Source organism: Paraburkholderia sp. GAS41 (assembly GCF_050436545.1).
Classification (GTDB): domain Bacteria; phylum Pseudomonadota; class Gammaproteobacteria; order Burkholderiales; family Burkholderiaceae; genus Paraburkholderia.
This window is the reverse complement of record NZ_JBNDMK010000002.1, coordinates 231468-245018: the sequence shown is the minus strand read 5'-3', so window position 1 is coordinate 245018 and position 13551 is coordinate 231468. Positions and strand designations below refer to the sequence as shown.

The following is a 13551-nucleotide window of genomic DNA, read 5'->3' as shown; positions in this document are numbered from 1 at the left end:
TGGGCATGTCAGTACACCAGCGCCATGCCGCCGATCGTCAGGCCTGCGCCTGAGCCGATGAGCATGATCGGGTCACCGCGCTCGACGCGTCCGGCCGTGAGCGCGTGATGCAGCGCGGACGGCAGTGACGCCGCGACCTGATTGCCGAAATCCGCGAGGATGTCGATGGTGCGGGCCGCTTCGACGTGCAATCGTTTGGCGAGGTGATCGAGCGCAAGGCGGCTAGCCTGATGCGGCACGACGAGACGCACCTGATCGAGGGTCAGCGCTGCATCATCGAGGAGGTCGTCGACGAAGCGCGGCATCTCACGCGACACCGTTTTGAACAGGCGCGGTCCGTCCATGTGGAACAGGGCCAAGGGGTCGATGCTGCCGGCGAGCCGGCGCGGATGGTAGCGCGATCCGCCGGCCTTGATGTGGCAATAGGCGGCACCCTCGGGATAGGTTTCGATGCGTGAGGCCAGGATGGACGAGGCTTCGCCCGGCGCGGCTTTGCGGATCACGGCGGCGGCGGCACCGTCGCCGAAAATCGCCGATTCGCCGAGCGTGGACCAGTCGAGCGAGAACGTGGCGATATCGGCGGAGACGATCAGGACATTCCGGTGCCGGCCGCTTTCAACGAGATAGCTGAGCGTATCGAGCGCCACCAGAAACGATAGACAACTGGCGCCCACGTCAAAGGCGGTAATCCGCCTGGCACGGCCATCGAGCGCCGCCAGAATCATGGCGGCGTTGTAGGGCAGCGCTTGATCCATCGTGGCGGACGCGCTGACGAGGCAGTCGATGTCGCTCCAGCGCAGATCCGCCTGCGCAAGCGCTGCATCGCAAGCGGCGACCGCGAGCGAAGCCGAGTTTTCGTGCACCGTGCGATGACGCGTGCGCACCCCGTATCGCCTGAAGACCGTACCGGGCGGCAGGCCGAAACGCTGGTCGATCTCATCGCTCGTCAACACCTGCTCGGGTACAGCGACGCCCGTCCCGCAGATGCGGATATTGCGTCGATGATTCGTCATATCGCCACCTCCGCGTAGCGGGCCGTGCTGGTCAGCGCGTCCAGCAATAGTGCCTTGTTGACCGTGAGAAACACTTCGCGGCCCTCCTTGCTGCTCGCCAGCAGACCGGCTGACTGCAGCACGCGAACGTGATGCAGGACGGCGGTACGGCTGAGTGGGAGCACGTCGGCGATCTGCTTGATTGTCAGCCGCTCACCCGGTTCGAAGAACAGCAGGATGCGCTGCCGGTAGCTGTCGCCTAACGCAGAGAACACGGCGGCGAATTGCTCCCAGTCAGCGGGAATGCTGTTGGCATAGGCGTTTTGCATATCTATAAATCTAGATATGTAGTTATGTGAGGTCAAGGTTTTTATTCGGCATAGGGTGAGGATATTCGGGAGCGGGAATGGATATCGTTGCGAGGCAACGCAGGGTGCGGATCAGGCCTGGTCGCTATCAGGTTGTGTACAGGGTGTCTTACCTGGGAATGCTGACTAATAAGAGATTTGTTGCAAAGGTGAGCTTATTCGGGAGCTGCGCGTGATGATGAACAGGTGCGGTCACGCATGCGTATTGCGTTCATCTTTCGTCGAACGCAGGTGAAGATCCTCGTGCGACTGAAGATCACCTTCCCAACTCGCTCGCGTTGCGTTCATCGACTGCAAGGCCGAATTCTGCACGCGTCTGACTCCCGGATCGTAACCTCAAGTGTTTCAACCACTTGCCTCAATTGCCCGCAAGTTATTCACAGCCTTGCGAACAGAATCTGTGGATAAATTCTTCCTGCAACGCAACACACCCACAAACATCTGTTCTGTTTAATCGTAAGCGGTCTTTGAAGGACACCCTTCCATTGGGCGGCTGATTCACAGAGGCTACGTGTCCATGTTCAACGAACGTGGGCACGTGTACATGAGCGACGAAGAGGAAGGATTGCAGAGCCGTCTGGTAGTGGGTAGCAAGCGGGGCGGACGGCGCAAGTACGACGAGGAGGCGAAGCGCGAGCTGATACAGGCATGTCTCAGGCCTGGCGTATCGATAGCGCGGACAGCCATGGATCATGGCATCAACCCGAACCTCGTCCGGACCTGGATTTCGCAGTACCAGCGCGAGCAAGGTCGGGCCGGATTGGCCGGCATCGCGCATGAACTGGCCAGCCAGGCTCCGGGAGAGGTACCGGCGGCCGCGTCGTTAGACGAGCCAGCCTTCATGCAGGTCGTTCCCTCGACGGCGACGCCGGCACCGGTTAAGGCAGCCACGAGGTTCTTGCTGAACGTTCGTTTGCCCAACGGCGTTTGTTTGGAACTGGGCCAGACGGGGATTGAGGAGCTTGCGACCATTGTCCAGATGCTCGGGAGGGTACCGTGTTCCGGTTCGACGACGGACTGAAGGTCTACCTGCATCGGGAGCCCATCGATTTCCGCATGAGCATTAATGGGCTGTCGATTCTGGTTGAGCAGGCAATGCGGCTGAACCCGATGGCGTCGGCGCTGTTCGTGTTCGGAAACCGGCGGCGCGACCGCATCAAGATACTCGGCTGGAGTGGCAACGGCTTCTGGCTGTTGCTCAAGAGACTTGAGGCCGACCGCTTCATCTGGCCATCTGGAAGCGAGACCATCGCTCTAAGCGTCGAGCAACTGCACTGGCTGCTTGATGGCATCGATCTGGCCGTCATCCAGAAGCATCCCCGACGATACTACGAACGGATTGGCTGAACGCACGACACACCGGTGTGGTCTAACTGGCCATGCCGAACGACAACGTCACGCTGAGTGCCGAGGAGTACCAGGCACTGCTCACCGCCCGCGCCGAACGCGATGCGTTGCGCGGCGAGCTGCGGCTTGTGACGGCCGAACGGGATCTGGCAGAAGAGCGGCTGCGCGCCTACAAGCGCGAGCTGTTCGGCGCATCGAGCGAAGCACGTGAAGCTGATCAACTCGGTCTGTTCAACGAAGCCGAGGCGCTGGCACCTGACGCCGACGCGGCGCCAGCCCGCGAGGACGAACCCGGCACACAGGTCGCAGGCCATACCCGTAACAAGCGCGGTCGCAAGCCGCTTGATCCAGGGTTGCCTCGTGAAGTCGTGCGCCACGAACTGCCTGAGTCGGAGCGGTTCTGCTCACATGACGGCCATGCACTGGTCGAGATCGGCGTGGAGACGAGCGAACAGCTCGACGTGATTCCCGAGCAGGTGCGGGTCATCCAGCATCAACGGGTCAAATACGCTTGTCCATGCTGCGATCTGGGCATCAAGGTCACGCCAGCGCCTGCCCGTATCATCCCGCGTGGCCTGCTCACTGAATCTGCGCTGGCGTGGATCATCACCGGCAAGTATCAGTACGGCATGCCCCTATATCGCCAGGCGATGTTATTACGCCGTTTCGGCGGTGACATCTCTTCGAACACGCTGGCCGCAAGTGTGGTGCGAGTGGGTCTGGCCGTACAGCCGGTGATCAACCTGATGCGCGATGTCCTGCTTGAATCGGAGGTGATTCATGGAGACGAGACGACCTTCCAGGTGCTGAAGGAGCCGGGGCGAAGGCCGCAGTCGAAGAGTTACCTGTGGGCGCAAGTCAACGGATCGGGACCGCCCGTGCGGATGTTCTCTTACTCGCCGGGGCGAGGTGCGCAGCATGCGCAGCGGCTGTATGCCGGTGTAATGCCGGGAGCCGCATTCATGACTGATGTATATGAGCTGTACAACGGCATCGCGCACGACTACCAGCTTGTGCATCTGGGATGCTGGGCGCACGTGCGCCGTGGCTTCATCAAGGCTGAGGAGAGCGTGCCCAAAGCCGCACGTTCACCAGCGCTGCTAGCCACGCGGTTCATCGCACTGATCGGCAGACTGTTCGCTGCCGAGGCGCATAGCGCGAAGTGGAAACCTGAACGTCGGCACCGGCTGCGCACGCGCTACAGCACCCGCGTGCTCGCCATCCTTGAACGTATGCTGGTCGAGAATCTGCCGACAGTCGTGCCGTCGAGTCTGCTGGGCAAGGCACTGCAATACACCAGTGGCCAATGGCCCAAATTGATCCGCTATGTTGAGAACGGCAACTGGCCGATCTCGAATAACCTGTGTGAAAACGCGATCAGACCGTTTGTCGTCGGTCGCAAGGGCTGGATGTTTGCCGATACGGTGGCCGGCGCACACGCCAGTGCCAATCTGTACTCGCTCGTCGAGTCTGCGAAGGCCAACGGAATCGAACCCTACCAATACCTTGTGCGCCTGTTTGCGGAACTGCCTAAGGCGACAACCGCCGACGACTACGCTGCGCTTCTGCCATGGGCCACGACCGGGCATCTCTGAGGGGCGTCATTTAAAGAGCGCTTACAACAAGACAGTAACAACCATTGAGTACAGTGACAGCAGTTCGCTGCGCCCGCATCTGGTCGCGACACCTGGAAAGATCAGGGCGTTCGTCTACGACACAGCAGGTAACGTCACCGGCTACGCAGAGTGGCAGACAACCGACCTGACGGGCGAACAGGGGATGCAGGCGGTTGCGGCGGGCGATCAGATGACAGTAGGCTCGCGCTACGATCAGGCGGGCCGTCTTCTGTCTGCCACTGTCGTACGGAATGGTGCAAAGACTGAAGACTGGACCTACACGTATGACGCGCGTGGCAACATCGCGACGACGCTGGACGCCGTATCGGGTTGGGCAATGCGAACCCTCGGTCGTGACGCCGAGAACCGCGCGACGCAAATAGCGGGTAATAGTGGTCAGGCAAGCATCGGATACGATGAACGCGGTCGCGTAAAGTCCTTTGGGTATAACGAGCCGGCAAGTTCAGTGAATGGGGGACTCGCGCGTGTACTGGCAGTCGATTACCAGTACGCGGCGAATGGCTCGGTTTCGTCACATTCAGCGAAGGTTTCAACTAACGGCGCATGGTGGCAGCCGATCAGCGACGCAGAGCTGGGCGTTTGGCTTACCAACTGGGAGCTGGGCAATGACCCGGTCGCGCCGCCTGCTAATCTCACTGGACTCCAGACAGATGCCCAGCCCTTCGTGCCAAGCATGTGCGTCGAGTGCTACATGCCGTGGAAAGCTGAGCCAGTGGGGAAACTTTTCGGACGTGAACTGAGCGCTACACTTCTAGTATGGGCCGAGACGATAGAGTTGATGCTGAGCGACCAGGCGCAGATCCCTTATCCTGTCCTCGTACCCGATGTGACCAGCTCAGCGAAAAGGTCGACGCTTTACAGCGCGCTCTTTGGGGCTGCTGGTGGTGATGGCGGAATGGTTAGGTGCGGCGGCAGGGAGGATCACGAGAGTGAGTGCTATAGCCAATTCGAGTACGATCGAGATTTGTGCACCGCGCTCGCCGGCCCGAGAAGCAAGCGTATGCAAGCGCTGTGTATGGTAGGCGTTCGCAAGATATCAAGAATGCAGAGGCTATTGATGGCTAAACATCCGCCGTATTCCGTGGTTCTAAGCTACGACGAGAACCTGCAACAGTTAATCGCTTACACAATTGAGCCAAACATGCTGACTCCACTCCTGGCCGGGCGAATGGGCGTGGTGCTGGCTGATGAAGACGATTTCAAGCTTGACGACGAATTTGCGCGACAGCTTGGCGTAGGGATGCTTAACACGATTGCGCTGGGGCAGCCGAGTATCAAGCAATTCATGAGCGTTTCGGAAGGGCCGATCGATCGGCCGTCAGAGGAGTAGCCTGTCCATCGGGTAGCCCGCTAGTGCCATGAATCAGGCCAGCATCGAAGCGGGCTGCTCGTCACTGGGCCTCCGCAGAAGCGGTAGCGTGAACCGGCAAAAAATCATGGAGGTGTGATTTATGACGTTGGGTGTCCGGCCAGGCATGAGCGCCTGCGCCTTTATCACGGATGGGCTTTACCGGTATCTGAAAGAGCATCGGGGCGAGGAACCTGTGGAGCTGGTTCTTCATCCCGGGCACAAGCGCATGTTACGCAAGGAACTGAGCATACGGCGTTCTGGCGTCACATACGACGGGTGCTGGTTCAATAACATTCCAGTGCTTGAAGACCCATGCTGCCGTACGCCTGGCTGGTCACGGAAGACGGGCAGCGCTGGGAGCTGTAGCCCTATCATCGCGCGTCGTGGGGAACGTTCCTGACGTTCCCCATCGTGTGTGCACCACAGCGTGCACAACCAACCCGTCAGCTTCCGGCTTCAACACGTGACTTGTAGAAACGGCACCTGAATCGCCGGTAGGTTGAGTGTTTTACAAAACACATGTCTAATGTGTCGGCCTTTTCCCATTGAGGGGAAAGACGGTTTCCCCGCGCCGCAGCGTGTGGGGAAACTTGGGGGAACGATGCTTGGCGGCCTGTGGGGAATGCGCAATTTCCCCTCACATGGCCCGCAAAGCCTTATGGCATGGGGTTCAGCGCTGTGGGGAGAAACTTATCCACAGCCTTGCGAACAGAATCTGTGGATAAATTGATCCCAGGTCGCATAGGGTCCGTCAGCCGCGCTTAGACTCGCGCGTGTATTGAGTCGCAGCAGGACCGATGTATTCGGCGTGAGGTTCCAGTTATCGAAGCGTTTTGGCGAGAGCTTCATTGACGACACGCCGTTCTATCTGGACTAGCGCATCGCCGGGAGAACAGGACAAACGATATATACTCTTTTCACTGTTTCCCCGACGGAGATGATGACTATGGCCACATCCAGCACCAGAAAGCCGGCAAAGAAGGCAACTCCATCGCCCGCTCGTCCGAATGGCAGTGCGGAAGGCGTTAGCGCAGCGGTCGAGCCGCCGAAGAAGACAGCGGTGACGGCCAAGACGGTCCGGTCGAATCCGACGCGTGCGAATGCGAAGCGTGGCAACACTGCAGGAGTCGAACCGGTCAGCGTGGCGGTCGAGCAAAAATCGAAACGCGTGAAGAAAGAGAAAGTGGTCCGCGACAGTTTCACCATGCCGAAAGCCGATTACGAGAAACTCGGCGAGTTGAAGCAGAAATGTCTGAGCGCGGGCGTGGCCGTCAAGAAGAGCGAATTGTTACGAGCCGGTCTGCTGCTGCTCGAAGCGGCTCCGCTGACCCAGTTGCTCGACGCGATTGCTGCGGTCGAAACGGTCAAGACAGGGCGCCCAGCCAAACCGTCGCACCAGACCAACGCGCCGAACTGAGCAGGATCAAGCGGTCAGTAACAACGAGGGAACGCCGCGAGCACGAGCTTGGGTTCGCGCTCATGCCGTTGCATTCCATAGAGGTGAGCTTTTTCGGGAGCGTGCGTCGCAAAGAGACGTCGGGCATGTTCGATCCAGACGCAAAATCGGTCCGGTCAGCATGCCTGATACGCAGCCGACTCCGCATATCCGGGAGCCACTCACGCCAGCGGCCCGAGTGCATCAGCAAAGCGCCGAGCCGCATCGAGCCCAAAGCGGCTCGGCAACAATTTCGTATCGCGATCGTGCAGTACCTCGAAGCCCATGCGCCACGCGGCGATGCGCTTGCCGTAGCAGATTAGCGTATCGAGCGACTGCATCACGAACACGATGACCGGCAACACATCCCGGTAGAGCGCCTCCGCTTGAGCGAGGTCCCCGCTCGTGAAAGCCTGATAGATGCGTTGTTGCCAGTCGAAACAGTCAGGCGCCACGATCATGCCTGCACATCCGGCGCGCAGATTGTCGATTAACTCCAGGCCGCCGCGTCCGTTCAGTACTGGCATCAGATGACCGATTCGCGAGATTGTCTCCGCGAGGACGATTGCGGGCCCTTCTCCTTTGAGCACCCGGAAGTTCGGACACTGTGCGGCGAGCCGTTCGAGGTTGTCGGCCGAAAGACCCACGCCGAGATATTCGGGGGCGTTCTGAATGCCCACTGGTACGTCGAACCCTGCCATTACGGTGGCGAAGAAATCGAAGTAGAACGTCTCGGGCTTACGCGCGCTGCCCGGAAGTAACGCAGGCGGTTGCAGGATCAGCCAGTCTGCACCGTGTTCCACCGCGAAGCGCGCAAGCTCGCGCTGGGCCTCGACGGTCGCGCCGCTGATGGTGACCGCGCGCGGCAACGCGCCGCCGCTATCCTCGCGCGCCCACTGGATAACCTGCTCGCGTTCCGCGCGCGAGAGCTTGTTGACTTCAGTCGCCAGACCGAGCATGGCGACGCCGGGGGCGTTCGCACGGACCACGGCTTGCATCTGTCTGCGCATCGCTTCCCGATCGAGTTGATTGTCGCGATCGAAGAATGCGTAAAGGATCGGATAGATTCCCGCGATGTCCGGCGGATTTGCGTTTGACGGGTTCATGGCGGCTCTCGCTCGATCAATGAGAATCGCGCGGCACCGCTGCGCCGCTGGAGCCGACGAGGAACTGCAGATCGGCGCCCAGATTGGCTTGTTGCACGCTCTCCACATACAGCTTGTACCAGCCGCGCTGTGGCGTGGGCGGTGCTTGCCACGCCGCGCGGCGGCGGGCCAGTTCCGCATCGTCGACATCGAGATGAAGGCGCCGTCCCGCGACGTCGAGTTCGATCATGTCGCCGTTCTGCACGAGCGCCAGCGTCCCGCCGGCCGCCGCTTCCGGGGCCACGTGCAGGACCACCGCGCCGTAGGCGGTGCCGCTCATGCGGCCATCGGAGATACGCACCATGTCTGTCACACCCTGCTTCAATACCTTGGGTGGCAAGGGCATGTTGCCGACCTCCGCAAAGCCGGGATAACCCTTCGGGCCGGCACCTTTGAGCACCATCACGCAACTGGCGTCGATATCGAGGCTGTCGTCGTTGATCCGCGCATGCAGGTCTTCGACGCTCTCGAACACGACCGCGCGGCCGCGGTGTTGCAGAAGTGCCGCGGTCGCGGCCGAAGGTTTGATGACGGCGCCATCCGGTGCCAGATTGCCCTTCAACACCGCAATGCCCGCTTTGGCCTTGAAAGGTTTCTCAAGCGGGAAAATGACGTTGCGCTCGAAACATTCGGCGTTGCTGACGTTGTCCCAGAGGGTGCGGCCGTTGACGGTCAGCGCGTCGCGATGGAGCAGCTGCGCTTCACCGAGTTCGCGCAGCACCGCAGGCAAGCCGCCGGCGTAATAGAAATCCTCCATCAAAAACTCGCCCGACGGCTGAAGGTTCACGAGGCACGGTACTTCAGAGCCGAGTTCCCAGTCTTCCAGTTTGAGGTCGACACCGATCCGTCCGGCAATCGCCAGCAGATGCACCACAGCATTCGTCGAGCCGCCAATGGCCGCATTGACGCGGATCGCGTTTTCGAAGGCGGCGCGCGTCAGGATCTTATCCATCGTGAGATCTTCGTTGACCATCTCGACGATGCGGCGTCCGGCCATGTGCGCGAGGACCTGGCGGCGCGCATCGACAGCGGGAATCGCGGCATTGTGCGGCAGTCCCATACCGAGCGCCTCGACCATGCTCGCCATCGTCGAGGCCGTGCCCATGGTCATGCAATGGCCGCGCGAGCGGTTCATGCAGCTTTCAGCTTCGATGAACTGCTCCATGTCCATGGTCCCTGCGCGCACCTGTTCGGACATTTGCCAGACGCCGGTACCCGAGCCCAGCGTCTGGCCTCGATAGCGACCGTTGAGCATCGGGCCGCCTGAGACGGCGAGCGTGGGCAGATTGCACGACGCTGCGCCCATCATGAGCGCGGGCGTGGTTTTGTCGCAGCCGCACAGCAGGATGACGCCGTCGATCGGATTGCCGCGAATCGACTCCTCGACATCCATCGAAGCCAGATTGCGAAACAACATGGCCGTCGGCCGCAGGTTCGATTCACCGAGCGACATAACGGGAAACTCCACCGGGAAGCCGCCTGCTTCGTACACGCCCTTCTTGACGTATTCGGCCAGCTCGCGGAAGTGGGCGTTACACGGCGTCAGTTCCGACCACGTGTTGCAGATGCCGATTACCGGCCGGCCATCGAACACATGATGTGGCAATCCCTGATTCTTCATCCACGAACGATGAATGAAGCCATCCTTGTCGGCTTTGCCAAACCAGGCCTGGCTACGCAGCGGTCTCTTGACGGGGCTGTTCACACGTGTCTCCTTTCATGTGCTTCATGAGCGGGATCGGTGGATGACAGGCAAGTCGTCTCGCAGAGTCAACGAGATTCGAGCGAAGTCTCGACGCTGCGACGTTGATTGCCTGCCTTGGACTCTACGAGCGGCTCCGATGTCCGTCAACCTGCGCGCGACGGTCCATCAATATAGCGCATGTGTTCTGAAAGCGGAGGCGGCAAATCACGTCCACGTAGGCGTGACCCGTGTATCGTTCAGCGAGCGGTGAGGGTTTTCGGGAGTACAAAAAGCGTGTGGGCATGACGTCGAACCTTCCGGCGAAATGGCTCGTTCCAGGGCGGCCTGGTGCAGGGCTCATGCTGGACGCAGCCAAGCCCGATCCCGCTTAAATGGCATACAGGAGCGCGATTTATGAATAAATGGTGTGCGGCGAGATCAGCGCCGCGCAGGCGCGTGCAAACGTCTCGCGTTAGACGTTTGCACACGTGCGAAGCGGTGACAGGTGAGGATATTCGGGAGTGAAGCGCCGCAGCGCCTTAGGTGAGTCGGGCGTGCAACTTCAACTCACGGTTATCTGCCGGATATCCGCGACGGGTTCTTGTCCGAAGGTATCGCTCAGCGCGAAGTCGATCAACTGGGTGGCGCATTGCTCTGGCGAAACCAGTTGGCCGTCGCGTTTGAGTTCTTCGAACTTCTCGCGCAACGGGAATTTCTCTTTGCCGCTGCCGCGAATCTCGCCTTGCATGTCAGTGTCGATCACGCCAGGTGCCACGCTGCAGATTCGCAGCGCGCGATTCGCGTCGAGGACCACGCTGCGCGCATGGTGATCGAGCGCCGCCTTGGTTGCGCAATAGATGCTCCAGCCGGGGTAGGCGTTGCGGCCCGCGCCGCTCGAGATGTGCACGATGCGCCGGTCGCTGGCGTTGACGCTGGCCGTGGCGACGGCGCTCGCCAGCATCATGGGCGTCGCGACGTTGAGACCGACGGCGCTGGCAATGACGGCCACGTCCTGGGTATCGAGCGGGCCGATCGGCTGCACGACGCCCGCATTGTTGATCAGCAGCACGGTATCCGCGCCGTCGACGAAGCGCCGTAACGTGTCGCCCGCGATCCATTGCGCGACGCGCTCCGGATTCGCGAGATCGAGCTCGACCTCTTCGATTGTCTGAGGATAACGCTGGGCGAGCGCCGCGTTGCGCGAGCGCGAGAGTGCCAGCACGGCAATGTTGCGCGACAGCAGTTGTTCCGCGAGCGCAGCGCCGAGGCCGCGGGTGTGGCCGGTCACGATGGCGCGAATGATGCGTTGGGTCATGAGAGTGCTCAAGAAAAACAGGGAAGACCTCGTATTTTCCTCCATGCACGCGAAGTCTGCTGTAACGCGTACCGCGCACTCCTCATGTGGAACGGAACCGCTCCCGGTACTGCAGCGGCGTCGCGCCGATGCGCCGCACGAACACGATGCGCATGCGGTCGGCGGTGCCGAAGCCGCAGTCGTAGGCGATCGCCTTGAGTGCGGCGGCACTGCTTTCGAGCAGCTTGCGGGCCGCGTCCACGCGGGCTCGTTCGACGAACTCGTGCGGCGTGACGCCGGTTTCCTCCACGAAAACACGGGCGAAATTGCGTGCGCTCATGGCGGCGACATCGGCGAGTTGCTTGACCGTGAAGCGTTCACCGATGCGTTCCATCACATGGGCCTGCACCTTTGCCACCGCCGACGTTTCGTCCGCAGGCGCGGTCAGATACGGACTGAACTGCGATTGCCCGCCCTGGCGCTGGGCAAAGACGACGAGGCGCTTGGCCACCGCGAGCGCAGTGCGGGGTCCATGATCTTCGGCGACGAGCGCGAGCGACAGATCGATCCCCGCTGTGACGCCGGCTGACGTCACGAGCCGCTCGTCGCGTAGATAGATGCGGTCCAGGTCGACGCGGGCGCGTGGAAACTGCATGGCGAGTTGCTCGGCGTGTTGCCAGTGGGTCGTTACGCTGCGTTCATCGAGCAGACCCGCGTGACCGAGCGCGAAGGCGCCCGTGCAGATCGACCCGTAGCGTGTGCAACGCGCAGCGACGCTCGTGAGCCACTCCGTCAGTTGCGGGTCGGGCTCGCGCTCCGGCAACGCGGGGCCGCCGGCCACCAGCGCCAGATCGAAGCTGCGTCGGGTTCCGTCGAACGTGTCGTCGGCGACGAGTGCCATGCCATTGGAGGCGCGCAATGCGCCTGGTTGCGCGCTCAGCAAGGTCACTTCATAGTGCGCGTCGCGCGGAAGAAACCGGTTGGCTTCCGAAAAGACATCCACCGGTCCTGCGACATCAAGTGCTTGCACTCCGGGAAAGATCGCGACTGCGACGGTTGGCATCGAATAACCTCTTTGATAACAGGTGCTACCTGCCTATTGCATTGATCCAGACTGCGCTTCAATGATCGGGTCCGGCAGCCAGGTCTCGGAGCAGCATAGCAAACTGCGGAAAAGGTGAGGATTTCCAGGGACTCGATTTTGCATGCAAAGGTGATGGGCCTGATAAGCGGACGACTCACGTCTCGCGGTCCCGAATAGTCTCACCTTTACGTACGTTGCGCGGCCATTTGCATGGGGCGTTGCATCAAAGGTGAGGATTTTCGGGAGCGGCGAGGCGAGACTGTTGCGTGCCGCGCAAGATCATCCGTGTCCATGCTGTGCAGCGATCTCCTGAAGGTCGAGATCGTATTGAGAAGGGTGAGCAGTTTGTCGTCGATCTGCCCCGACCGATGCATGCGCAACAATTCCGTGCGTCCCGCCGCAATCGCCGCGAGGACGACGTTGTAGTGCGCGGCGCGTTCTTCGGCTGGGTAGGCGGCTTCGAGTTGATGGGCTTCTGTGAGGCGCGCCCAGGCCTGCGGCTCGGTCAGGAGTGGATCCTCGGTGTCAGGTGCATGCGCGGGTTGGATGCAGCGGATCAGCGGACCGATGGTGGTGCCTTGACCCAGCACCGTCACGAGAATCACCGCAAATGCGGCGACCAGAATCAGATCGCGGCCGGGCATCGAATCGGGCAACGACAAGGCGATCGCGAGCGTGACGACGCCGCGCATGCCGGCCCAACTTGTGACCGTCGCGGAACGCCAGTCCGGCGCGGCACTGCGGCGTCGCAAGAATTTGCATAGCGCGCCGTTCAACGCTTCGACACTGAAGACCCAGACAAAGCGCGAAACAAGGACAGCGGCCAGTACCGCAGCCACTGCTGGCGCAAAGACGACGAGCGCGTCACCCAGTCCACCGAGCCGAACGATCACGCCTCGCAGCGACAAGCCGATGAGAATGAAGACCAGCGCTTCCATCAGGAAGATTACGACCTGCCAGAAGGCCGCACCGCGGCGGAGAAAATTTCGTGCTGATGCTAGCCGAGCATCATGCCGCAACTCACGGTAGCGATGACACCGGAGACGTGGAGCATTTCGCCGACGATATAGCTGATCCACGCGGTCAGTACCGACGCCGTAATCATCAGGTATTCCGATCAGCAACGAGGAGACTAACAGTGGATCGCTGCTTTCCCTTAACGGTACGACTGACTTTGCCACTCTGGTGTTGAAACCGGACCCGTTTGATTACTT

The 13551-nt window shown here is 60.9% G+C and carries 11 protein-coding genes and 1 pseudogene; 5 read left to right on the top strand and 7 right to left on the bottom strand.

What is annotated here, in order from left to right; all coding sequences use genetic code 11:
• Positions 1 to 8: 8 nt before the first annotated feature.
• Positions 9 to 1013, bottom strand: a complete 1005-nt coding sequence (locus P3T43_RS04215; RefSeq protein WP_429279781.1) for a 3-oxoacyl-[acyl-carrier-protein] synthase III C-terminal domain-containing protein — start codon at positions 1011 to 1013, stop codon at positions 9 to 11.
• A complete protein-coding gene (locus tag P3T43_RS04210) occupies positions 1010 to 1321 on the bottom strand; it encodes an ArsR/SmtB family transcription factor (RefSeq protein ID WP_429279780.1) in 312 nt (103 codons plus the stop codon). The genes P3T43_RS04215 and P3T43_RS04210 overlap by 4 nt, the downstream gene beginning before the upstream one ends.
• A 556-nt stretch (positions 1322 to 1877) precedes the next feature.
• Between P3T43_RS04210 and tnpA the strand changes: the two genes are divergently transcribed.
• From tnpA to P3T43_RS04185, 5 genes are all read left to right on the top strand, one after another.
• Entirely contained in the window at positions 1878 to 2381 is a 504-nt protein-coding gene (gene tnpA, locus P3T43_RS04205) for an IS66-like element accessory protein TnpA (protein ID WP_429279779.1), read from the top strand.
• Positions 2357 to 2707: an IS66 family insertion sequence element accessory protein TnpB gene (gene tnpB, locus P3T43_RS04200; RefSeq protein ID WP_429279778.1), complete on the top strand. Its 351-nt coding sequence runs from the start codon at positions 2357 to 2359 to the stop codon at positions 2705 to 2707. The genes tnpA and tnpB overlap by 25 nt, the downstream gene beginning before the upstream one ends.
• A gap of 32 nt (positions 2708 to 2739) precedes the next feature.
• Entirely contained in the window at positions 2740 to 4302 is a 1563-nt protein-coding gene (gene tnpC / locus P3T43_RS04195) for an IS66 family transposase (protein WP_429279777.1), read from the top strand.
• A gap of 184 nt (positions 4303 to 4486) precedes the next feature.
• Positions 4487 to 5674, top strand: a complete 1188-nt coding sequence (locus P3T43_RS04190) for an RHS repeat domain-containing protein (protein ID WP_429279776.1) — start codon at positions 4487 to 4489, stop codon at positions 5672 to 5674.
• A gap of 967 nt (positions 5675 to 6641) precedes the next feature.
• Positions 6642 to 7112 (top strand): hypothetical protein, encoded by a 471-nt coding sequence (locus P3T43_RS04185; RefSeq protein WP_429279775.1) that lies wholly within the window; start codon positions 6642 to 6644, stop codon positions 7110 to 7112.
• Positions 7113 to 7312: 200 nt separating this feature from the next.
• Here the strand turns inward: P3T43_RS04185 and P3T43_RS04180 are convergent, their stop codons facing one another.
• From P3T43_RS04180 to P3T43_RS04160, 5 genes and pseudogenes are all read right to left on the bottom strand, one after another.
• Positions 7313 to 8236, bottom strand: coding sequence for a dihydrodipicolinate synthase family protein (locus tag P3T43_RS04180; protein ID WP_429279774.1), 924 nt, complete (start codon positions 8234 to 8236; stop codon positions 7313 to 7315).
• Positions 8237 to 8252: 16 nt separating this feature from the next.
• Positions 8253 to 9980, bottom strand: a complete 1728-nt coding sequence (locus P3T43_RS04175; RefSeq protein ID WP_429279773.1) for an IlvD/Edd family dehydratase — start codon at positions 9978 to 9980, stop codon at positions 8253 to 8255.
• A gap of 541 nt (positions 9981 to 10521) precedes the next feature.
• Positions 10522 to 11274, bottom strand: coding sequence for an SDR family oxidoreductase (locus P3T43_RS04170; RefSeq protein WP_429279772.1), 753 nt, complete (start codon positions 11272 to 11274; stop codon positions 10522 to 10524).
• Between the two features lie 82 nt (positions 11275 to 11356).
• Entirely contained in the window at positions 11357 to 12316 is a 960-nt protein-coding gene (locus tag P3T43_RS04165) for a GlxA family transcriptional regulator (RefSeq protein ID WP_429279771.1), read from the bottom strand.
• Positions 12317 to 12616: 300 nt separating this feature from the next.
• Positions 12617 to 13451 (bottom strand): annotated as a pseudogene (locus tag P3T43_RS04160) (cation:proton antiporter); the annotation flags it as partial.
• Positions 13452 to 13551: the final 100 nt, after the last annotated feature.